Origin of the sequence: Streptomyces sp. NPDC048424 (assembly GCF_040651555.1) — a bacterium.
Classification (GTDB): Bacteria; Actinomycetota; Actinomycetes; order Streptomycetales; family Streptomycetaceae; genus Streptomyces.
Map to the genome: position 1 here is coordinate 159,128 of NZ_JBEZKE010000007.1, position 20,329 is coordinate 179,456.

Annotated in this window: 19 protein-coding genes; 7 read left to right on the plus strand and 12 right to left on the minus strand. The window is 73.6% G+C overall.

The genetic code is table 11. The features are described 5' to 3' along the window. Nucleotides 1-29: 29 nt before the first annotated feature. The gene (locus tag AB0D29_RS12835) at nt 30-1,484 is read left to right on the plus strand and encodes a WGR domain-containing protein (protein ID WP_362853805.1); all 1,455 of its coding nucleotides are present in this window, start codon (nt 30-32) and stop codon (nt 1,482-1,484) included. Here the strand turns inward: AB0D29_RS12835 and AB0D29_RS12840 are convergent. Next, on the minus strand, nt 1,437-1,841 hold the full coding sequence (locus AB0D29_RS12840) for a cupin domain-containing protein (RefSeq protein ID WP_362853806.1): 405 nt from the start codon (nt 1,839-1,841) through the stop codon (nt 1,437-1,439). The two genes, AB0D29_RS12835 and AB0D29_RS12840, sit on opposite strands and share 48 nt — an antisense overlap. A 138-nt stretch (nt 1,842-1,979) precedes the next feature. Between AB0D29_RS12840 and AB0D29_RS12845 the strand changes: the two genes are divergently transcribed. After that, entirely contained in the window at nt 1,980-2,636 is a 657-nt protein-coding gene (locus AB0D29_RS12845) for a DUF2293 domain-containing protein (RefSeq protein ID WP_362853808.1), read from the plus strand. Here the strand turns inward: AB0D29_RS12845 and AB0D29_RS12850 are convergent. Beyond that, a complete protein-coding gene (locus AB0D29_RS12850) occupies nt 2,629-3,288 on the minus strand; it encodes a chaplin (RefSeq protein WP_362853810.1) in 660 nt (219 codons plus the stop codon). The two genes, AB0D29_RS12845 and AB0D29_RS12850, sit on opposite strands and share 8 nt — an antisense overlap. A 163-nt stretch (nt 3,289-3,451) precedes the next feature. Here AB0D29_RS12850 and AB0D29_RS12855 point away from each other — a divergent pair, with 163 nt between their 5' ends. Further along, entirely contained in the window at nt 3,452-4,000 is a 549-nt protein-coding gene (locus AB0D29_RS12855) for a hypothetical protein (RefSeq protein WP_351595939.1), read from the plus strand. On the opposite strand, the gene AB0D29_RS12860 is transcribed toward AB0D29_RS12855, so the two are convergent. The 3 genes from AB0D29_RS12860 to AB0D29_RS12870 all read right to left on the minus strand — a co-directional run bounded on the left by AB0D29_RS12860 (nt 3,981) and on the right by AB0D29_RS12870 (nt 9,555). Further along, nucleotides 3,981-5,186, minus strand: a complete 1,206-nt coding sequence (locus AB0D29_RS12860) for an SWIM zinc finger family protein (protein ID WP_362853811.1) — start codon at nt 5,184-5,186, stop codon at nt 3,981-3,983. The two genes, AB0D29_RS12855 and AB0D29_RS12860, sit on opposite strands and share 20 nt — an antisense overlap. Next, a complete protein-coding gene (locus tag AB0D29_RS12865; RefSeq protein ID WP_362854029.1) occupies nt 5,183-8,023 on the minus strand; it encodes a DEAD/DEAH box helicase in 2,841 nt (946 codons plus the stop codon). Before AB0D29_RS12865 ends, AB0D29_RS12860 begins: the two co-directional genes overlap by 4 nt. A gap of 188 nt (nt 8,024-8,211) precedes the next feature. After that, nucleotides 8,212-9,555, minus strand: a complete 1,344-nt coding sequence (locus AB0D29_RS12870) for a helix-turn-helix transcriptional regulator (protein ID WP_362853813.1) — start codon at nt 9,553-9,555, stop codon at nt 8,212-8,214. A 172-nt stretch (nt 9,556-9,727) separates the two neighbouring features. Here AB0D29_RS12870 and AB0D29_RS12875 point away from each other — a divergent pair, with 172 nt between their 5' ends. Further along, nucleotides 9,728-10,357 carry a hypothetical protein gene (locus tag AB0D29_RS12875; RefSeq protein WP_362853815.1) on the plus strand — a complete coding sequence of 210 codons (630 nt, stop codon included), beginning with the start codon at nt 9,728-9,730 and terminating at the stop codon, nt 10,355-10,357. Nucleotides 10,358-10,424: 67 nt separating this feature from the next. After that, entirely contained in the window at nt 10,425-10,691 is a 267-nt protein-coding gene (locus AB0D29_RS12880; protein ID WP_362853817.1) for a DUF6343 family protein, read from the plus strand. A gap of 17 nt (nt 10,692-10,708) precedes the next feature. Here AB0D29_RS12880 and AB0D29_RS12885 read toward each other — a convergent pair whose 3' ends face one another. The 4 genes from AB0D29_RS12885 to rpsA all read right to left on the minus strand — a co-directional run bounded on the left by AB0D29_RS12885 (nt 10,709) and on the right by rpsA (nt 14,488). Then, complete coding sequence (locus AB0D29_RS12885) at nt 10,709-11,110, minus strand: tetratricopeptide repeat protein (protein ID WP_362853818.1); 402 nt, start codon at nt 11,108-11,110, stop codon at nt 10,709-10,711. 66 nt (nt 11,111-11,176) lie between these two features. After that, nucleotides 11,177-11,785 carry a dephospho-CoA kinase gene (coaE, locus tag AB0D29_RS12890; protein WP_362853820.1) on the minus strand — a complete coding sequence of 203 codons (609 nt, stop codon included), beginning with the start codon at nt 11,783-11,785 and terminating at the stop codon, nt 11,177-11,179. Between the two features lie 48 nt (nt 11,786-11,833). Next, nucleotides 11,834-12,772 (minus strand): PAC2 family protein, encoded by a 939-nt coding sequence (locus AB0D29_RS12895; protein WP_362853822.1) that lies wholly within the window; start codon nt 12,770-12,772, stop codon nt 11,834-11,836. Nucleotides 12,773-12,979: 207 nt separating this feature from the next. After that, nucleotides 12,980-14,488, minus strand: coding sequence for a 30S ribosomal protein S1 (gene rpsA, locus AB0D29_RS12900; RefSeq protein WP_362815093.1), 1,509 nt, complete (start codon nt 14,486-14,488; stop codon nt 12,980-12,982). Nucleotides 14,489-14,840: 352 nt separating this feature from the next. On the opposite strand from rpsA, the gene AB0D29_RS12905 reads away from it, so the two are divergent. After that, the gene (locus tag AB0D29_RS12905; RefSeq protein ID WP_362853823.1) at nt 14,841-15,689 is read left to right on the plus strand and encodes a class I SAM-dependent methyltransferase; all 849 of its coding nucleotides are present in this window, start codon (nt 14,841-14,843) and stop codon (nt 15,687-15,689) included. 4 nt (nt 15,690-15,693) lie between these two features. Then, the gene (gene hrpB, locus AB0D29_RS12910) at nt 15,694-18,291 is read left to right on the plus strand and encodes an ATP-dependent helicase HrpB (protein WP_362853825.1); all 2,598 of its coding nucleotides are present in this window, start codon (nt 15,694-15,696) and stop codon (nt 18,289-18,291) included. Here hrpB and AB0D29_RS12915 read toward each other — a convergent pair. The 3 genes from AB0D29_RS12915 to AB0D29_RS12925 all read right to left on the minus strand — a co-directional run bounded on the left by AB0D29_RS12915 (nt 18,281) and on the right by AB0D29_RS12925 (nt 20,270). Then, nucleotides 18,281-19,261: a DUF3068 domain-containing protein gene (locus tag AB0D29_RS12915; protein WP_362853827.1), complete on the minus strand. Its 981-nt coding sequence runs from the start codon at nt 19,259-19,261 to the stop codon at nt 18,281-18,283. The two genes, hrpB and AB0D29_RS12915, sit on opposite strands and share 11 nt — an antisense overlap. A 14-nt stretch (nt 19,262-19,275) precedes the next feature. After that, complete coding sequence (locus AB0D29_RS12920; protein ID WP_107050459.1) at nt 19,276-19,416, minus strand: SPW_0924 family protein; 141 nt, start codon at nt 19,414-19,416, stop codon at nt 19,276-19,278. Between the two features lie 170 nt (nt 19,417-19,586). Continuing rightward, entirely contained in the window at nt 19,587-20,270 is a 684-nt protein-coding gene (locus tag AB0D29_RS12925) for a hypothetical protein (protein ID WP_362853828.1), read from the minus strand. Between the last annotated feature and the right edge of the window lie 59 nt (nt 20,271-20,329).

A 20,329-nucleotide genomic window follows, 5' to 3' on the forward strand; every position in this document is an offset into this window, starting at 1 on the left:
GCGGCCCGGCCTTCGGGGAGGGGTTTGTCATGGCTCGGGAGACGACGTACCTGGAGCTGTCGCAGGACGACGGCGGGGCGCACAAGTTCTACGAGGTGACCGTCGACGGCACGGCCGTCTCCGTGCGGTACGGACGGATCGGCGCGGACGGCCAGTTGCAGAGCTCTTCGTTCCCGACCGCCGAGAAGGCCCGGGCGGCCGCCGCGAAGAAGATCGGCGAGAAGGTCCGCAAGGGCTACGCCCCGGCGGTGCGGGGGCAGCGCGCCGCCCGCTCGGTGACCCGCCGCCAGGTGACGTCGGCGCCGTCGACGGCGCGGGCGGTGGCCCCGGTGCTGTGGCGTTTCCGTACGGGCTCCTCCGCTTTCGGGATCCACGTGGACGAGGACCGCTGCTGGGTCGGCAACCAGGCCGGCGACGTCTACACGCTGAGCCACGGCGGTGAGGTGCTGGCCCGGTATTCGCTGCCGGACGGGGTGAAGTGCCTGGTGGCGGACGAGTTCTGGATATACGCGGGTTGTGACGACGGCACGGTGTACGACCTGTCGTCGAAGGTTCCCTTCGGTGCGTACGACATCGCGGAGGACGTGGACATCTTCTGGCTCGACATCCGCGAGGGCGTCCTGAGCGTCGCGGACCGCAACGGCGGGCTGACGGTCATCGACCACGAGGACGAGTTCCAGTGGTCGAGGCGCTCGGCCGGCTCCAACGCGTGGATGGTCCGGGCGGACGCGGACGCCGTCTACCACGGCCACAGCAAGGGGGTGACGGCGTACGCCCCGGACGGCGGCCGGGAGCTGTGGCACACCGCGACCAACGGATCGGTGCTGTTCGGCTGGCAGGAGGACCACGCGGTGTACGCGGGCACCGGGCGGAACACCGTGCAGCGGCTGTCGAAGGCGACGGGCGCGGTGGAGGCCACCTACCGGTGCGACGCGGCGGTGTACTCGTGCGCGACCTCACCGGACGGACGGCACGTCTTCGCCGGCGACCTCTCCTCCTCGGTGTACTGCTTCGACGCCGACGGGCAGCGGCTGTGGAAGCTGGGCACGGGCAGCGGGTCGGCGCTGTCCATGCAGTATCTGGACGAGCGGCTGTACCTGGTCACCACGGACGGTTCGCTGGTCTGCGTGGATGCGAGCGAGCAGGCGATCGCGGCGGCCCAGCAGGGCTCGGTGCCGGCTGCGGTGGACGTGAAGTCGGCTGCGGCGCTGCCGGTGTTCACCCCGGCCGCTTCGGCCTCGGCGGTGGCGACGGTCTCGATGGCCGTGGTGGCCTCGGAGCCGGCCGGCGGTGTGGTGGTGGAGTGCGTCCAGCAGGGCGGCCGGATGCGGGTGCAGGTGGTGTCGGACGGCTTCGAGCCCTCGTGGAACGTGCAGTTCCCGCGCGGGATACGGGAGCCGGGCGCCCGGTACGTGGTGGAGGGGCTGCACGCGGCCTCAGGTGGCTTCTACCGGGTCCGCGGAGAGATACGACGGCTTGTGTGAGCGGCAGTCCGCCGGGGTGGCACCCGTCGGGGCCGGGGTGGGTATCGCGAAGGGCGTTCCCTCGGGGAGCGCGGGGGTCACGTAGAGCACGACCGGTTCGGTGCCGAGGTTGTGGCCCAGGTGGATGTGCCCGATGCCCGCGGGTTCCACGAAGGTGGTCCCGGCCCGATGCACCTCGACGGTGCGGTCGTGCAGGACCCGGGTCAGGGTCCCCGCCAGCACCACGGCGTCCAGCCGGACCCGGTGGAAGTGCCAGCCGGTGCAGCCGCCGGGCGGGATGACGATCTTCCGGCCCGACGGGGCCGCGGCACCACGTGCCCTGCCCGGCCGTGCCGTCGTCGCCTGCCGTCCACCCATGTGCCCTCCTCCGTGGACCGACCCCCGGCCCACGGCCCCACCGTAGAAGGCGTCCCGGCATCCAGGAAGAGTTGGTGAAACATCAACCGCCCCTCCCCACCAGGTGATATGAGGCCCCTACGGCGGTATCACACCTGTATGAGCCTGGTGGTGTTCGAGTCCCTGAAGCAGATCCACTGCGCCGAGTGCCGGCAGGGCCCGCTCCGGCACCTCGTGCGCGAGGCGGGCGTGCCGCGCTGCCTGGACTGCGCGGATCTGGGGCACCTGGTCTACCTGCCGCGCGGGGACGCCGCGCTCACCCGCCGTTCGCGTGAGGCCAGTTCGCTCTCGGCCGTCGTCGTCCGCTTCCACAAGCGCCGCCGTCGGTACGAGCGGCTGGGGCTGCTCGTCGAGGACGCCGCCTTGGCCCGGGCGGAGCGCGACTGTCTCGCGGACGCCGAGGCCCGGGCGCGCCGGCGGGAGCGAGACCGGCTGCGCCGCGCGGCCGAGGACACCCGGTTCACGGCGGCCTTCGCCGCCGAGATAGTGCGGCTGTTCCCCGGGTGTCCGGCCGACCGGGCGGTGGCGATCGCCCTGCACGCCTCGGTGCGCGGCAGCGGCCGGGTGGGCCGCACCGCGGCCGGCCGGGCCCTCGACGAGACGGCGGTCTCGGTCGCGGTGCGGGCGGCGGTGCGGCACACCGACACCGAGTACGACGCGCTGCTGATGGCGGGCGTCCCCCGCTTCGCGGCCCGCGCCCGACTGGCCGCGCGGATCGACGCCATCCTCGACGGGTGGCGTTCCGCGGCTAGTTGAGGCGGAAGCGGCGGTAGAGGAGGACGCCGCCGAGGAGGAGCGCTCCGCTGCCGGGCAGCAGGTATCCGAGGCCGTCGGCCCCCGTGTGGGCGAGGGCCTCGGTGTGCCGCGGCGGTGCGGGCGGGGTGACCGGCCGTTCGGTGACGGGCGTTTCGGTGACGGGCGTTTCGGTGACGGGCGGCTGGACGGGCTTGCCACCGGTGGGCTCCTCGCCGTTGACGGAGGTGTTGCCGTGCGAGGAGTTGCCGACGCCGACGACGCTCACGGAATTGCCGCTGAGGTTCAGCGGAAGCTCGACGGGAAGCTGCAGGCCGTTGCCGGACAGCACCCCGGGCGAATCCTTTCCGCGCCCCTCGGCCACGGCCCCTCCCCCGTTTCCCGCTCCCGGTTTCGACGGATGTGAGGCCCTCGGCCCGGGATGCCCGCCGCCGCCTCCCGGTGTCTCGTTGGCACAGCGGTTCCCGGCGGCCGAGTTGAGCACGCCGACCACGCTCACGGTGTTCCCGCACACGTTCACCGGGACGTGCACGGGCAGCTGCACCAGGTTCCCGGACAGCAGCCCCGGCGAGCCTTCGGCCCGTCCGCCCGCGTCCGCATCGGCGTAGGCGAAGCCGCCCACGCCCGCGACCGCCAGTCCACCTCCCGCAACCACCGCCGCGATCAAGCCATTCCGACGACTGTGACGCATGAGTTTCCCTGCCTTCCGGAGGATTCAGCGGGTGCTGCACCCGCACCGGAGATAACGCGGTAAACCCATTCGGGTTATAGAGGCGGTAGGCATTTCACTCCATCGTGTACTGGGTAGTGCCTACTTCATGACTGATCGCCCGCTGCTCCTCCTCGACGTGGACGGACCGCTCAATCCCTTCCGTTCGCCCCTCGCCGGCCTGCGCGGCTACCGGAGCCACCGGATGCGGCCGGACGTCTGGCTCTCCTACCGCGACCCGGAGTCGCGCAGCGCCCGGCGCGGCGCGCGGGTCCGCCTCCACCCGTCCCACGGCGCCCGGCTGTTGGCCCTGCCCTTCGAGCTCGCCTGGGCCACCGCCTGGACGCACCAGGCCAACACGCTGATCGCCCCGCACATCGGACTCCCCGGCGACCTGTCCGTCATCGACTGGCCGGAACTCTTCGTCGAGGACCCCGACGGGCTCTCCTGGAAGACCCGCCATCTCGTCGCATGGGCGGCGGGCCGGCCCTTCGCCTGGGTCGACGACATGATCAACCCCCGCGACCGCGCCTGGGTCGCCGCCCACTACCCGGCCCCGGCCCTCCTCCTGCGCATCCATCCCCGCCACGGTCTGCGGGACCGCGACTTCACCACGTTGACGCGCTGGGCCGCCGGGCTCAGCCCAGCAGAGCGGTGACCGGGTCCGCGGAGGGACGGCCCCTGGGCCACCAGTCGTTGTCCCCCAAGCGGTCCTCGTAGCAGTACCAGAGGCCATCGCGGCCGAGGCGGAGCTGGCGGGCGCGGATCGTCAGGCGGTTGCGGTCCGGGCGGAAGGAACCCTGGCCCGCGGCGAGCAGGGCCGGCCGGGCCCGGTCGAAGGGGCCGGCCGGCGGGTCCCAGGGCTCTTCGAGGGCCGCCAGTGCCGGGCGGCCGCCCTGGCGCCACGCGGCGGCGGCCCGGGCGAGCTCGGTGGTGGTACGGCCGGTGGCACGGGCCAGGTCCCGGTAGAGGGTGCGGGCCGTGCCCGTCAGACCCGCCGTGGGGTGCGCGGAGGCGAGCCGGACCGCGTCCTCCCAGAGGCCGAGCCCCGCGATCGGGTCCTCGCCGGTGGTGAGGAGGGCCAGGGCGCGGGCGGCCGCGTCGCAGGCGAGCTGGTCCAGGACCAGCGGGTCCGGGGCCGCCGGATCGGCCGGGTACGCGGGCGGGAGGCCCGCGGCGGCGGGCGCCGGGAGCGGCGCGGGCAGCAGCGGCAGGCCGGTGCGGGCGAGCGCCGCTCGGGCCGGCACCCCCGGGAAGTCCGGCGCCGCGTCGGGCTGTTCGCGCGCGGCGTGGGCGGCGTTGCGGCGCGTGAGCTCGTCGAGGAGCTCCCGCTCGCCCCGGCCGCGCAGGAGCAGCAGGACGAAGGGGTCCTCGTCGAGGAGGCGGGCCGCCCGGTAGCAGAGGGCCGCCGCGTGCTTGCACGGCGGACGCCCGAAGTCCGGGCAGGAGCAGTGCGGGACGAGCTCGCCCGCGCCGGGCAGGACGCTCTCTGCGAGCGACTGCGGAACCTCCCGCTCCAGCAGGGCGGCGAGCGCGGCGGGGTCGGCCGCGACCGCCTCCAGCAGCTCGTTCCACTCCGGGTCCGCGAAGGCGGGCAGGGTCAGCTCCGTGCGGTACGGGCGGGCCCGGCTGCCCCGGACGTACGCCACGATCCGGCCGGGGGTGACGGTCACGGCGTCGACGTGCCCCTCCTCGGCATACGCACGTCCCCGGGCCAGCCGGGCCGTGTCGTGGGAGACCTCCTCCAGCGCCGTCACCCACGCCCGGCCCCACCAGCTCACCGCCGCCACCCCGGCGGGCACGGTCTCGAAGGTGCGGCGGCGTTCGTCCCGCGCGGTGATCATGCGGGCCTCCGCAGGGAGACGAGGTCGGCCAGCTCGCGGTCGGTCAGCTCGGTCAGCGCCGACTCGCCCGAGCCGAGGACGGCGTCGGCCAGGGCCCGCTTCGCCTCCAGCATCTCGGCGATGCGGTCCTCGACGGTGCCTTCGGCGATGATCCGGTGGACCTGTACGGGCTGGGTCTGGCCGATGCGGTAGGCGCGGTCGGTGGCCTGTTCCTCGACGGCCGGGTTCCACCAGCGGTCGAAGTGGATGACGTGCCCGGCCCGCGTGAGGTTCAGGCCCGTGCCCGCCGCCTTCAGCGACAGCAGGAAGACGGGGACCTCGCCCGCCTGGAACTTGTCGACCAGCTCCTCCCGGCGCGGCACCGGCGTCCCGCCGTGCAGCAGCTGGTGGGAGATCCCCCGGGCCGACAGGTGCCGTTCGATCAGGCGGGCCATCGTCACGTACTGGGTGAAGACGAGCACCGAGCCGCCCTCGGCCAGGATCGTGTCCAGCAGCTCGTCCAGCAGGGCGAGCTTCCCCGAACGGTGTCCGATCCTGGGCTGCTCCTCCTTGAGGTACTGCGCCGGGTGGTTGCAGATCTGCTTGAGCGAGGCCAGCAACTTCATGATCATGCCGCGTCGTTCCATGCCCTCGCTCGACTCGATCACGGCCATCGCCTCGTCCACCGCGGCCTGGTAGAGCGAGGCCTGCTCCCGGGTGAGCGAGACGGGGTGGTCGGTCTCCGTCTTCGGCGGCAGCTCGGGCGCGATCCCGGGGTCGGACTTCTTGCGCCGCAGCAGGAACGGCCGTACGAGCGCGGACAGCCGGGCGACCGCCGCCTCGTTGCCGCCGTCCTCCTCCGTCTGGTGCTCCACCGGACGGGCGTGGCGGGCCCGGAAGGCGGTGAGCGGCCCCAGCAGACCCGGCGTGGTCCAGTCGAGCAGCGCCCACAGCTCGGAGAGGTTGTTCTCCACCGGGGTGCCGGTCAGCGCCACCCGGGCCGGCGCCGGCACCGTGCGCAGGGCCTTCGCGGTCGCCGAATGCGGGTTCTTGACGTGCTGCGCCTCATCGGCGACGACCATGCCCCAGCTCTGCTCCGCCAGCAGGGCGGCGCTGGCGCGCATCGTGCCGTACGTGGTGAGCACGAACCCGCCCTCACAGGACGTCAGGTCCTCGATGCTGCGGCCGCCGCCGTGGAAGCGGCGCACGGGCGTGCCGGGGGCGAACTTCTCGATCTCCCGCTGCCAGTTGCCCAGGAGGGACGCGGGACACACCACGAGCGTCGGCTCGGGCCGGTCCCGGTGCAGGTGCAGCGCGATCAGGGTGACGGTCTTGCCCAGGCCCATGTCGTCGGCGAGGCAGCCGCCGAGACCGAGGGAGGTCATCAGGTCCAGCCAGGCCAGGCCGCGGGCCTGGTAGTCGCGCAGGGTGGCCTTGAGGGCGGCGGGCTGCGGGAGCGGGGCCAGCTCCCCCGTCAGCCGCTCGCGCAGGGCGGCCAGGGATCCCACCGGCACCGCCTCGACCGGCTCGTCGTCGACCTCGGCCGTCCCCGACAGCGCGACGGCCAGCGCGTCCACCGGGTCCAGCACGCCCAGCTGCCGCTTGCGCGCCTTGCGCACCAGCTCCGGATCGACCCGCACCCACTGGTCCCGCAGCCGCACGACGGGCCGGTGGGCCTGCGCCAGCGCGTCCATCTCGCCCGGGGTGAGCCGGTCCCCGCCCAGCGCCAGCTCCCAGGAGAAGGCGAAGAGGTGCTCGGCGTCGAAGAAGGCGGTGCCGTCGGTGGCGGAACCGGGCGCGGTGGACCGTACGACGGCGGTCGCGGACAGCGTACGGGCCAGCTCGCGCGGCCAGTGGACCAGGACGCCGGCGGCCGCCAGCCGGCTCGCGGCCACCCCCAGCAGGTCCTCCAGCTCCGGGTCGGACAGGGCGAGGGCATCGGGCACGGGCTGGTCCAGCAGCCGCAGCAGGGGCGGCCAGACCCGTGCGGCCCGGCGCAGCGCGAGCACGGCGTCGATCCGGGCGCGCGGGCCGAACCCGGCGGCCGCCGTGCCCGCCCACAACCGCGCCGCATCGGTGACCAGCGTCGGATCGGCCAGGCTGTGCACCTGGACGACGGCGGCCCCGGCGCGCCGGACGTCCTCGCCCTCGGCTTCGTCGAAGAGGCGGAAGGACGACAGGTCGAGCCGCAGCGAGATCCCGACCCCGGCGTCGGCTCCGGCCGCGACCTGCGCGGCCCAGTCCCGTATCCCGGGCACCCGCTGCGCCTCCCGCGCGGCGAACGGCCGCCCGGCGGCCACGGCCGCGGCCGGGGTGCGGGGCAGGCTGTCGGCGACGGCATCGAGGAACGCGCGGACCAGCGCCTCCGGTTCGGGCAGCTGGAGCGGACGGCGGCCGGCCAGGGGCGTGGCGTACCCCTCGTGCGGGAGGGCCGCGGCGACCGCGCGCAGGTGGTCGATGTCGGCGGCGTCGAGCGGCCCGGCGCGCCAGGCGTCCATGCCCTCGGGGGTGAGTCCGGGGAGCAGCCGGCCGCGGGCGGCCAGGGTGAGCGCCTGCGCGGCGGCGGTCCCCCAGGCGCGGGTGGCGGGGTGTGCGGCGGGGCTCCGGGGCGCCCGCGCGAGCAGGGGCAGGGCGGAGGCGACGGAGAAGGTGACGGCGGGCACGGTCCGGCTGCGGACCCCGTCGCCGTGCGCGCGTACGACGGTGAGCGGCGCCGGCGTACCCACCTCGGGCAGGGCGTCCCCCTCGGGCGCCCAGAAGGCGACCCGCCCCTCGCGGGGGACGGCGGCCGGCAGGAAGACGGCGGCGTGGCGCAACAGCGCGGCTGCCCGCGGCTGCGGCTGCGACCCCGACTGCAACTGCGGCTGCGACCCTGACTGCGGCTGCGACTGCCACTGCGGTGTCACGTGTCCCCCTCCCCCGTCTTTCCCGTCGACCTGTTTGCGGATCTGCTTGCGGATCTGCTTGCGGATCTGCTTGCGGATCTGCTGACATCCCCTGCCGACGAGTCTAGGCGCGGCCACCGACAACGGCTCTGACCTGCGGATCAGCGCCCCCAGCGGCCCTGCTCCGTCGCGTACCCGTACACCGGCCGACCAGGAGCGGCGCTTGTGCGCAGCGGCCGCCCGCCGTCGTCGATGCGCAGGGTGCCCGAGCCGGACGGCCCGGACCACCGGAGGTCGAGGGACCAGTCGCAGTCGCAGCCCGTGGTGACGGCCTCGACCCGCAGGACGACCGGTTCGGCCGCCGAGACGCGCATCGGGAAGGCGGGCGCGGGCAGCGTGCTCCCGGCGTCGTTGCCGGCGACCGGGCGGGCCAGCGGGCGCGGCGCGTCCAGGTTGACCGCGAAGACGGCCGGGGTGAGCGCCCCGCCGCAGCCCTGCGACATCTGGTAGACGTTCCAGGCCGGCGGGGTGCGGCGGCCCGTCACACGGACCTCCAGGTCCTCCAGGACCACGGCTCCCGGGCCCGTGCCGTGCAGGGTGACCTCCACGATCTGCGTCCCGGCGTGCACGGCGCGCAGTTTCGACGCCCAGGCGGGCGCGTCCGCCTCCACGGGCGGCGGGGGCACCGATCCCGGACCCCGCTCCGACAGGTAGGCGTGATCGCAGCCCGCGGTCCACACGTGCGACCGCACCGCCGCCCGCAGCGGTGCGGCCGGCGCCGCGGACGGGGCCGGGACCACCGGTGACGAGGTGGCGGGACCGCCGCTCGCCTGACCCGAACCACCGGCCGGTGGCGAGGGCTCCGGTGCGGTCGCGGTCCCGGATGCCGATGCCGTAGCCGTTCCCGTTCCCGGGGCAGATGCCGTTCCGGAGGCACCGGCGGCTGCCGCGGGCGCCGCCGTGCCCGGTCCGGGCCCCGTCCCCCCGCCCGTCCACGCTCCGGTCCGCGGCGCGCGGGCCTCGGGACCGGCCACCGCCAGCAGGGCCACGGCCACCGCGCCCGCCGCCACCCCCGCGGCGGCGACCACGGCCGCGCGCCGCCGGTACCAGGGCCTGCCGACGACGGCCGGCTCCCCCACGACGACGACGGCGGTTTCCGCCCCCGAGTCCGATCCCGCCCCCGCCCCGGCCCCCGCCCCCGAATCCGAATCCGCCACCGGCACCGGCACCGGCTCCGCCGCCGGCTCCGACGGCACCCCCGCCCGCCGCCGCGCGTCGGCCAGCAGCCACGCCCGGTGCAGGTCCACCGCCTCCCCCGGCGGCGCCCCGCAGGCCCGTGCGAAGCGGTCCACCACCGCGAACTCCGCGGGCAGCGCATCCCCGTTGCAATAGCGGTGCAAGGTCGACGTACTCGTGTGCAGGCGGCGCGCCAGGGCGCCGTAGCTCAGCCCGCCACGCTCCTTCAGCTCCCGCATCAGCCGCGCGAAATTCTCGGCCTCACTCACCGGATTCCCCCGTCCCGCGTCCCGTGACTGCGTTCCATGCCTGAGATGTTCCCCCAGGTGAAAGCCCGCACGGCCGTTCCAGCGTCCCGAGTTCGCCCCAAACCGTGGCCGGCGGGGCGGCCCGGGGAACAGGCTCGTCAGGCACACCGAACCACTCAGGGGGAGACCGTTCATGTTCCGACGCACCGACACCGTCGCCACGCTCGCCACCGCGCTCGTCGCGGCGGCCGCCGCACTCGTCCTCACCGCCTCGACCTCCGCCGGAGCCGCCACCGCGACGCCCGTCCCGCCCGGCTTCCTGGCCGGCACCGACCTGCCGCCGCACCCCGGCTCGGCCTGGTACCCGGGCAAGATCACCAAGGGGCTGCCCGAGTTCGCGCCGTTCTGCCTGGACGGAGTACTGCCCGCCGCGGGCAGCTGGCACCGCACCTTCGGCACCGAGTTCGACACCGGCGCCGTGCAGGTCTCCGTACGGTCCGCCTCGCCCTCCGCGGCAGCCCAGCTCGTCGGCACGCTGGAGCGCAAGGTCGCGGCATGCGCCGCGGACTGGCTGCGGACGACCCCGGGCGGCACGGCCTCCTGGGACGACTACGGGACGCTGCCCGTCGAGGAGGGCGCGCACGTCTACGGGGTCCACGTGTCGATCCCCGAGTCCGAGCCCGGCGTGCACCTGTTCGGGATCGGGCGCGACGGCTCCACCGTGACCGTCGTGCAGTGGGGTCAGATGGGCGACCTGTCCCAGGCTCCGGTCGCCGACTTCAAGCAGACGACCACCAAGGCCGTGAACAAGCTGAACCCGTAGCCCGGGCCCGCGGCCACGGACGACCGGAGTGGGACCGACCGGAGTGGGACCATGGACAGGAGAGGCGATGTCCATGCGTTCCGGAAACGAACCGGTGACCGCGCGCAGTCCGCTGCGGCTGCGGTTCTGGCTGGGTGTGTGGGGGCTGGTCTGGGCCGCGGCCGGCACGGTCGTGTTCTCGCTGGTGGGCCGCCCGGGATGGGCGGCCGCCTGCGGGGTGCTGGCGGTGGTCGTGGCCGTCGACCTGTTCATGATCGTGCGCCATATGCGCCAGGGGCCGCACTACCAGCCGGGCCGGGACGTCCCACCGTACGAGCCGCCGGGGAACCGGTGAGCGGGTGAGCGGGTGCGTCAGGCGGAGTCGTCCGCGGCCGGGTCCTCGAAGCGGGCCGCCGCCAGGTACTCGGGCTGCGGGTCGAGGGCGGCGGCCAGGCGGAAGTGCTTGCGCGCCTGCTCCGGCCGGCCCGAGCGCTGGAACGTCCGGGCCAGCGCGAAGTGGGCGAAGGCGTTGTCCGGCTCCCGCTCCAGCACGAGCTCGAACTCCAGCTCCGCCGAACGCAGTTGCGCAGCGGCGAAGAAGGCCCGGGCGCGCAGCAGCCGGGCCGCCGTGTTCTCCGGGTGCGCGGCTATGACCGAGTCGAGCAGTTTGATCGCGCCGCGCGGGTCCCGGGCGGCGAGCAGGTGCTCGGCGGCCCGGTAGTCGATGACGTGGGTTTCCGGGCTGGACGGGGTGGGGCGCGTGGTCTCGGACACGGTCGAAATCCTTCCCTCTACGGGCGCGTTCAACGCCCCCGCCCCACCCGCTATTCCATGCACACGTCAGACGGCCCCGCCGGAGGCCCGCTCCACGAGGTCTTCCCACACCTTGCGCACCTGAGGTTCCAGCGCCTCCAGCGGCCCGTCGTTGTCGATCACGAGGGTCGCCACCGCGAGCCGCTGCTCCCGCGTGGCCTGCGCGGCCATCCGGGCCCGCGCCTCGTCCTCGGCCATCCCGCGCAGGGCGGTCAGCCGCGCCAGCTGCGTCTGCGGCGCCGCGTCCACCACGACCACCAGGTCGTAGAGCGGTGCCAGGCCGTTCTCCGTGAGGAGCGGTACGTCGTGCACGACGATCGCGTCGGCCCCCGCGGCGGCTTCCAGCTCGGCCGACCGGGCCCCGACCAGCGGGTGCACGATCGCGTTGAGCGTCTGGAGCTTCGCCGGGTCCGCGAACACGATGGACCCGAGCTTCGGCCGGTCCAGCACCCCCTCGGCGGTCAGCACCGACTCGCCGAAGGCCGCCACGACGGCCGCGAGCCCCGGCGTACCGGGCTCCACCACCTCGCGCGCGATCCGATCGGCGTCGACGACGATCGCCCCGTACCCCGCCAGCAGCCGCGAGACCTCGCTCTTGCCGGCACCGATTCCGCCCGTCAGTCCTACTTTCAGCATGCCCGCAGCCTAGGCCCTGCCCCCGGCGCCCCTACAGCCCCGTCGGCGTCAGTTCTCGCCCTCGCGTTCCGCCAGGAACCGCTCGAACTCGCGGCCGATCTCGTCCGCCGACGGAATCTCCGCGGGCTCGGCGATCATGTTGCCCCGGGTCTCGGCTCCGGCGGCCGCGTCGTACTGGTGCTCCAGCCCCTGGACCAGGCTGACGAGTTCCTCGTCGCCCTCCCGGATCTGCCGGTCGATCTCCGTCTGCGTGCGGTGCGCCTCGGTCCGCAGCGCGTGCGCCACGGCCGGCAGGACCAGCCCGGTCGCCGCCGTGATGGCCTCCAGCACCGTCAGCGCGGCGTCCGGGTACGGGGAGCGCGCGACGTAGTGCGGTACGTGCGCGGCGACACCCAGCACGTCGTGCCCGGCCTGGGCCAGGCGGAACTCCACCAGGGATTCCGCGCTGCCCGGCACCTGGGCCTCGTCGAAGGGGCTGCGGTGCCCCGGCATGAGGTCGGTCCGGTTGCCGTGCGGGGTGATGCCCACGGGACGGGTGTGCGGAACGCCCATCGGAATGCCGTGGAAGTTGACCGAGAGCCGGACCCCGAGGCGTTCGACGATCTGCCGGACGGCGACGGCGAAGCGCTCCCACTCCACGTCCGGCTCCGGGCCGGACAGCAGCAGGAAGGGCGCACCCGTAGCGTCCTGGACCAGCCGGACCTCCAGCCGGGGCTCCTCGAACTCGGTCCAGTGGTCGCGCTGGAACGTCAGCAGCGGGCGGCGCGCCCGGTAGTCCACCAGCCGGTCCGCGTCGAAGCGGGCGACCACCTGGTGGGGCAGCGTGTCCAGCAGCCGCTCGACGATCTGCTCGCCGGCCTCACCGGCGTCGATGTACCCCTCGAAGTGGTACAGCATGACCAGCCCGGCCGAGTCCTGGGCGACCGCCAGGTCGGCCACCGCCAGGCCCTTGGCATCCCATTCGTACAAACCCTGTGGATCAAGCACCGTCACCACTCCTCCTCGCCGCGTTCTCTGCCAAGAACGTCCAAGACGGCGCCACCATTCCCCAGTTGGCCGCATTCACAGGAACGCAACGGATCAACGAACGGTTCGAAGGGGAAAACGCGGTGAGGCCCGCCCCCCGAAGGGGACGGGCCTCACCGTTCAACTCAGCTCAGCTCTGCTCACACCGGAGTGTGATGCGCGCTGCGATCAGCTCTGGCCGCCGGCCAGCTTCTCGCGGAGCGCGGCCAGGGCCTCGTCCGACGCCAGGGCGCCGGAGGTCTCATCCGACTCCGAGGAGTACGAACCACCCGAGATGCCCGCACCGGCGTTGCCACTGGCGGCCGGGGCGGCAGCGCCCTCGGCAGCAGCGGCCTCGTCGGCCTCGCGGCTCTTGATGACCTGGGCCTGGTGCTGCTCGAAGCGCTGCTGCGCCTCGGCGTACTGGGTCTCCCAGGCCTCGCGCTGCTTCTCGTAGCCCTCGAGCCAGTCGTTGGTCTCGGGGTCGAAGCCCTCGGGGTAGATGTAGTTGCCCTGGTCGTCGTAAGACGCGGCCATGCCGTACAGGGTCGGGTCGAACTCGACCGACGCCGGGTCGGCACCGAAGGACTCGTTGGCCTGCTTCAGCGACAGCGAGATCCGGCGACGCTCAAGGTCGATGTCGATGACCTTGACGAAGATCTCGTCGTTGACCTGGACGACCTGCTCCGGGATCTCCACGTGGCGCTCGGCCAGCTCGGAGATGTGGACCAGACCCTCGATGCCCTCGTCCACGCGGACGAACGCACCGAACGGAACCAGCTTGGTGACCTTACCCGGGACGACCTGACCGATCTGGTGGGTCCGGGCGAACTGCTGCCACGGGTCCTCCTGCGTCGCCTTCAGCGACAGGGAGACGCGCTCGCGGTCCATGTCAACGTCGAGAACCTCGACGGTGACCTCCTGGCCGACCTCGACAACCTCGGACGGGTGGTCGATGTGCTTCCAGGACAGCTCGGAGACGTGGACGAGACCGTCGACGCCACCCAGGTCCACGAAGGCACCGAAGTTGACGATCGAGGAGACGACGCCGGAGCGGACCTGACCCTTCTGCAGGGTGGTGAGGAACGTCTGGCGAACCTCGGACTGGGTCTGCTCGAGCCAGGCGCGGCGGGACAGGACCACGTTGTTGCGGTTCTTGTCCAGCTCGATGATCTTCGCCTCGAGCTCCTTGCCCACGTAGGGCTGGAGGTCGCGGACACGACGCATCTCGACGAGAGAGGCCGGGAGGAAGCCGCGGAGGCCGATGTCCAGGATGAGACCACCCTTGACGACCTCGATGACGGTACCGGTGACGATGCCGTCTTCTTCCTTGATCTTCTCGATGGTGCCCCAGGCACGCTCGTACTGAGCGCGCTTCTTCGAGAGGATCAGGCGGCCTTCCTTGTCCTCCTTCTGGAGAACCAGGGCCTCGATCTCGTCGCCGACCTTGACGACCTCGTTCGGGTCGACGTCGTGCTTGATCGAGAGCTCGCGGCTGGGGATCACGCCTTCGGTCTTGTAACCGATGTCGAGGAGAACCTCGTCCCGGTCAACCTTGACGATGACGCCGTCGACGATGTCGCCATCGTTGAAGTACTTGATCGTCTCGTCGATCGCCGCGAGGAACGCGTCCGCGTCGCCGATGTCGTTGACCGCAACCTGCGGAGTGGTGGCGGTGGTCTCGGTGCTGCTCGTCATGTGGGAAAGGGCTCCGGTTACGGACAGAAAGTCGTAGGTACTGCTACGCCGGGAGCCCTTATCGGCATCCACCGAAGACCGGACAGCCAAGGAGCCCCCAATCCGCAGAAGAGCGGCGGGGCCTCGAAAACCGAGGGGACATCAACAGATGCAAGCGCAGCCTGCTAGGTCTGAGGAGCACAGGCTCGCAGCGCAACTTGTAGCATACGGGGGCAGCCGGACAGGGTCAATGCGCGAAGGCGCACACCCCGGGCAGATCGCCGCAAGACCGGCACAATTTATGGGCGGGAAGCACTTCCTGACGCTTCCTGCCACATTCAGAACACATTCGCAGACTACGACGACGGGCCCCATGAACCAAGAGGACTACGCCTCCGAAGACGCGTACGAAGCCGATCCCGGCTCCGTGGAAGACGCCGAGGCCACACGGCGTGACGCGGGGGAAGCGGAGAGCAGCCGGGCGAGCCGGGGCTGGTGGGACCGCAACGCCGACGACTACCAGAGCGAGCACGGCGCCTTCCTCGGTGACGACCGCTTCGTCTGGGGACCCGAAGGACTGGACGAGGCGGACGCGGCCCTCCTCGGCCCCGCCGCCTCCCTCAAGGACAAGGACGTCCTGGAGATCGGCGCCGGCGCCGCCCAGTGCTCGCGCTGGCTCGCCGCGCAGGGCGCCCGCCCGGTGGCCCTCGACCTCTCGCACCGCCAGCTCCAGCACGCCCTGCGCATCGGCGACGACGTCCCCCTGGTCGAGGCCGACGCCGGCCGGCTCCCCTTCCTCGACGGCTCCTTCGACCTGGCCTGCTCCGCCTACGGGGCCGTCCCCTTCGTCGCCGACCCCGTCAACGTCATGCGCGAGGTGCGCCGCGTCCTGCGCCCCGGCGGCCGCTGGGTCTTCTCCGTCACCCACCCCATCCGCTGGGCCTTCCCCGACGAGCCCGGCCCCGAGGGGCTGTCCGTCGCCGCCTCCTACTTCGACCGGACCCCGTACGTGGAGCAGGACGAGCAGGGGCGCGCGGTGTACGTCGAGCACCACCGCACCCTCGGCGACCGGGTCCGCGACGTGGTGGCGGGCGGCTTCCGCCTGGTCGACCTGGTCGAGCCGGAGTGGCCCGAGTGGAACAGTCAGGAGTGGGGCGGCTGGTCCCCGCTGCGCGGCAACCTGATCCCCGGCACCGCGATCTTCGTGTGCGAGAGGGACTGATCCCTTGATCCGCCAGGCCGCCCTCGACGCCCTTCCCGTACGGGAGGCCGTGCCCGCGCTGGTCTCCGCGCTGGACGGCCACGGCACGGCGGTGCTCTGCGCCCCGCCCGGCACCGGCAAGACCACGCTGGTGCCGCTGGCCCTGGCCGGGCTGGTGGGCGGTGGGCCGCGGCGCCGGGTCGTGGTCGCCGAGCCGCGCCGGATCGCCGCCCGGGCGGCGGCGCGGCGGATGGCCTGGCTGCTGGGCGAGCAGGTCGGCGGTGCGGTGGGCTTCACCGTGCGCGGCGAGCGGGTGGCCGGACCGGACACCGTGGTCGAGGTCGTGACCACGGGCGTACTGCTCCAGCGGCTCCAGCGCGACCAGGAGCTCGCGGGTGTCGATGTGGTGGTCCTGGACGAGTGCCACGAACGGCACCTGGACGCCGACACGGTCGCCGCCTTCCTCCTCGACGTACGGGAGACCCTGCGCCCGGAGCTGCGGCTCGTGGCGGCTTCGGCGACCACGGACTCCGCCGGCTGGGCGCGGGTGCTGGGCGGCGCGCCGGTGGTGGAGGCCGCGGGCGTCTCGTACCCGGTGGAGACCGTCTGGGCGCCGCCGGCCCGGCCGGTGCGGCCCCCGCACGGGATGCGGGTGGATCCGGCGCAGCTCACGCACGTGGCCTCGGTGGTGCGGCGGGCGCTGGCGGAGCGCGCCGGCGACGTCCTGTGCTTCCTGCCCGGCGTGGGCGAGATCGCCCGCGTCGCCGGGCAGCTGGGCGGGGTGGACGCGGAGGTGCTCCAGGTCCACGGCCGGGCCCCCGCTGCCGTGCAGGACGCGGCGCTGACCGCCTCGGACCACCGCCGGGTGATCCTTTCCACGGCCGTGGCGGAGTCGAGCCTGACCGTTCCCGGGGTCCGGGTGGTGGTGGATTCGGGGCTGGCCCGCGAGCCCCGGGTGGACCATGCCCGGGGGCTGGGCGCGCTGGCGACCGTACGGGCGTCCCGCGCGGCCGGCCGGCAGCGGGCGGGCCGGGCCGGGCGTGAGGCGCCGGGCGCGGTGTACCGCTGCTGGGCGGAGGCGGAGGACGGCCGGCTGCCCGCGTTCCCGTCGCCGGAGATACGCATCGCCGACCTGGCGCAGTTCGCCCTGCAGGCGGCGTGCTGGGGCGATCCGGACGCGTCCGGGCTGGCGCTGCTCGATCCGCCGCCGGCCGGGGCGATGGCCGCGGCGCGGGAGGTGCTGCTCGCGGTGGGCGCGGTGTCCGCGGCGGGGCGGCCGACCGCGCGCGGGCTGCGGATGGCGCGGCTGGGGCTGCACCCGCGGCTGGCCCGCGCCCTGCTGGACGGCTCGGCCGCGCTCGGTGCCCGCCGGGCGGCGGAGCTGGTGGCGCTGCTGAGCGAGGAGCCGCCGCGGGAGTACGGGGACGATCTGGCCGGGGCCTGGCGGCGGGCGCGTGCGGGCGGTGACCCGTACGCGGGCCGCTGGCGCGCGGAGGTCGGCCGCCTGGAGCGTGCCGTCCGGGACCCTGCGGGGCTCTCCCCCACCCCGCCCCTTCCCGAAACCGTGGGCTCCGGTATTTCAGCCTCGCCGGCGTTTGAGGCGCGGGGTCTGGGGCGGAGCCCCAGTGGCGCCGCCGCGCCCGATGACCTCGCCGCCGGGCTCGTCGCCGCGCTCGCGTTCCCCGAGCGGGTGGCCAAGGGCAAGGGGGAGCACGCCTTCCTCATGGCCTCCGGGACCGGGGCCGAGCTCGCCGCCGGCTCACCGCTGCGCAGCGCGCCCTGGCTGGCCGTCGCCGTCGCCGACAGGCCCCCGCACTCCGCCTCCGCGCGGATCCGGCTGGCCGCCGTCGTCGACGAGGACACCGCCCGGGCCGCCGCGGCCCACCTGTGGACCGAAGGCGAAGAGGTGCGCTGGGAGGACGGGGAGCTGATCGCCCGCGCCGCGGAACGGCTCGGGGCGATCGAGCTCGCCGTACGCCCCCTGCGCACCCCGGACCCGGCACTCGTACGGGCCGCCCTCCTCGACGGGCTCCGCACCGACGGCCTGGGCCTGCTGCGCTGGTCCCCGGACGCGCAGGCGCTCCGGGCCCGGCTGGGGTTCCTGCACCGCACGCTCGGCGGCGCGTGGCCCGACGTGGAAGGGGACGGCGCCCTGCTGGACCGCGCCGACGACTGGCTGGAGCCCGAGCTGTCGCGGGCCCGGCGGCGCGCGGACCTCGGGCGGATCGACGCCGGGCAGGCCCTGAACCGGCTGCTGCCGTGGGCCACCGGCGAGGCCGCCCGGCTGGACGAGCTGGCTCCGGAACGGCTGGAGGTGCCCAGCGGATCCCGGATCCGGCTGGACTACTCCGCCGAGCACGGGCAGCCGGTGCTCGCGGTGAAGCTCCAGGAGCTGTTCGGGCTGGCCGAGACCCCGAAGGTGGCCGGTGTGCCGGTGCTGGTGCACCTGCTGTCGCCCGCCGGCCGGCCCGCGGCCGTCACGGCCGACCTCGCCTCCTTCTGGCAGGGCGGCTACCGCGCCGTCCGTGCCGAGCTGCGCGGCCGGTACCCCAAGCACCCCTGGCCGGAGGACCCGGCCACCGCCGAGCCCACCCGCCACACGAACGCCCGCCTCAGGCGCTGAGCCCGTCCTCTTCCTCCCGCCCCCGTCGGGAGCGGGCCTCCAGCCACAGCGCCAGCCCGAGCAGCGCGAGCCCGCCGGCCGTCAGGCCGATCGGCGCGTAGGTGTGCAGCGCGAGGACCTTCGTACGGTTGGACTTGACCAGGTCGACGGTGTAGTCGGAGTAGTCCTCGCGCATCGTCACGTGCCCGGCGAAGGCGGTGAGCTTGCCGTCGGGGCCGCCCGACGCGATGCCGCCGCGCATCTCCTGCTGGATGTCCTGCTCGGCGTTGACCGGCGCTCCGGTCACCGGGTCGACCCAGAACCTCACCTTGGCGGTGTACCAGAGGGTGGTTCCGGTGGCCGCCTCGATCGTCGACGGGTCGATGCCCTCGATCGGCATCTTCTTCGGCATGGCGACCTTGGTCCAGGGGATCGTCTGCTCGAAGTAGTAGACGTCCATGCCCTTGAAGGTGCGCGGTCCGACGTAGTGGATCGGCGAGGAGGTGCGGGTCTGCGCGTCGAAGTACAGGTAGTCGCGCGGCTCGGTGAAGAACGGCCACTTGAACTCGATGCCCTCGCGCTTGACCGCGTCCCCGTCGACCATCTCCCCGGTGGCGTGCACCGGGTCCTGGGTGTGCGCGTCGAAGATGTAGCGCTCGGGGATCTGGGAGACCATCTTGCCGTCGGGGCCGATGATGTAGGACAGCGTGTCCCAGACGACGACGTCCTTGCCCGCGCTCGCCTCGATCTCCTTCGACGCCTCCACGTTCCCCTTGAGGGTCTGGACGATCGTGACCTTGTCGACCTTCTTGGGCTGCATGCCGCCGGTGTAGTCGAGGAGGGTCGCGTCCTTCGCCTCCAGGACCATCTCCTGGTACTGGCTCGGCGGGATCTTGGCGAGGCGGGGGTACGCGTACCAGCGCAGCAGCGGCGCGAGGGCTGCGCAGAACACGGCTAGGGCCAGCAGGACAAGGCTCGCTCTGCGTCGCACGGCCGGGCCCTCCTCTACTTTCCGGGCGCGGGGGGCGCGGTGGTGAGCAGGGGCCTGGGTGAGGTCTTGCCCTCGGGCGCCCCGAACGCCGTGACGGCGAGGACGAGGAGTACCGCGAGGACGAGCCCGCTGGCGGCGGCGATGAATGCGCGCATGCCGGGCCTCCGGAATCTGATAGGGCGTCAGGGCGGAGGCACCGTAGCAATGCGGAGGCGAGATGAGAACCGTCTGCGCGGCGGATCACGTGAAACGCCCCCTGACCTGCGAGCGAGCCGCATGTCGGAGGGCGCTTTCCTGCGGTGGGACCGGTTCACCGCGGCCCGGTTCACGGCGCGGCGGGGTCCGGATCCCTGTTCTGCGCGGCGGTGGTCTGCACGGCGGAGGTCTGCACGGCGGCCAGCTTGTCCCGTCGGTCCCGGTCGCCGTCGCCCTTGGTGCTGAGGATCGTGTCGCAGATCTCGCGCAGCTTGTCCGTCGCCTGCTTGGAGAACAGGCCGCACAGTCCGGCGATGCCGGAGAAGCCGTACGGGTTCGTCGCCCCCGCCCCGGAGCTCCCCGCGAACAGGCCTCCCCGCAGGAGCAGGTACACCAGCAGGGCCAGCGCGACGCCGATGCCCGCCCTGAGCAGGTACCACCACAGCCAGCTCGCGTAGAGCCGCCGGTTGCCCACGTACGTCGCGAACGAGGTGGCCGCGTGGACGAAGCTGCCGAGGGCGCTGCAGAGGATCACCGCGAGGAGCATCGCCACATCGGCGGTGAGGGCCCATTCGCCCAGGCCCAGGGGCGACCACCGCACCGTGGCCGTCGCGTCCGTCCCGGGTGCGACCAGGGCGAGGAGGATCGGCCACAGGCTCAGCAACCCGCCGCACAGCAGGACCACTTCCACCAGCAGCAGGACGCCCAGGGCCGCTGTGGCCGCCGTCGGCAGGTGGTGTTGCCGAGCGCCGGCGGCAGCGCCGTCCGTGTGCTCCACCGCCTCGTCGTGCTGCCGAGGTACTGTCCCGCTCACCCGTTCGCCCCTGTCGATCGCTTGTCCGGGTGCGACCGGCCGTCGCCCGTCCGGTGCCT

What these genes read in the sequence shown, in the direction of transcription:
- AB0D29_RS12835 (WP_362853805.1), top strand. Translation starts at nt 30, where the DNA reads ATGGCTCGGGAGACGACGTACCTGGAGCTGTCGCAGGACGACGGCGGG.
- AB0D29_RS12840 (WP_362853806.1), bottom strand. Translation starts at nt 1,841, where the DNA reads ATGGGTGGACGGCAGGCGACGACGGCACGGCCGGGCAGGGCACGTGGT.
- AB0D29_RS12845 (WP_362853808.1), top strand. Translation starts at nt 1,980, where the DNA reads ATGAGCCTGGTGGTGTTCGAGTCCCTGAAGCAGATCCACTGCGCCGAG.
- AB0D29_RS12855 (WP_351595939.1), top strand. Translation starts at nt 3,452, where the DNA reads ATGACTGATCGCCCGCTGCTCCTCCTCGACGTGGACGGACCGCTCAAT.
- AB0D29_RS12860 (WP_362853811.1), bottom strand. Translation starts at nt 5,186, where the DNA reads ATGATCACCGCGCGGGACGAACGCCGCCGCACCTTCGAGACCGTGCCC.
- AB0D29_RS12875 (WP_362853815.1), top strand. Translation starts at nt 9,728, where the DNA reads ATGTTCCGACGCACCGACACCGTCGCCACGCTCGCCACCGCGCTCGTC.
- AB0D29_RS12880 (WP_362853817.1), top strand. Translation starts at nt 10,425, where the DNA reads ATGTCCATGCGTTCCGGAAACGAACCGGTGACCGCGCGCAGTCCGCTG.
- coaE (WP_362853820.1), bottom strand. Translation starts at nt 11,785, where the DNA reads ATGCTGAAAGTAGGACTGACGGGCGGAATCGGTGCCGGCAAGAGCGAG.
- rpsA (WP_362815093.1), bottom strand. Translation starts at nt 14,488, where the DNA reads ATGACGAGCAGCACCGAGACCACCGCCACCACTCCGCAGGTTGCGGTC.
- AB0D29_RS12905 (WP_362853823.1), top strand. Translation starts at nt 14,841, where the DNA reads ATGAACCAAGAGGACTACGCCTCCGAAGACGCGTACGAAGCCGATCCC.
- AB0D29_RS12920 (WP_107050459.1), bottom strand. Translation starts at nt 19,416, where the DNA reads ATGCGCGCATTCATCGCCGCCGCCAGCGGGCTCGTCCTCGCGGTACTC.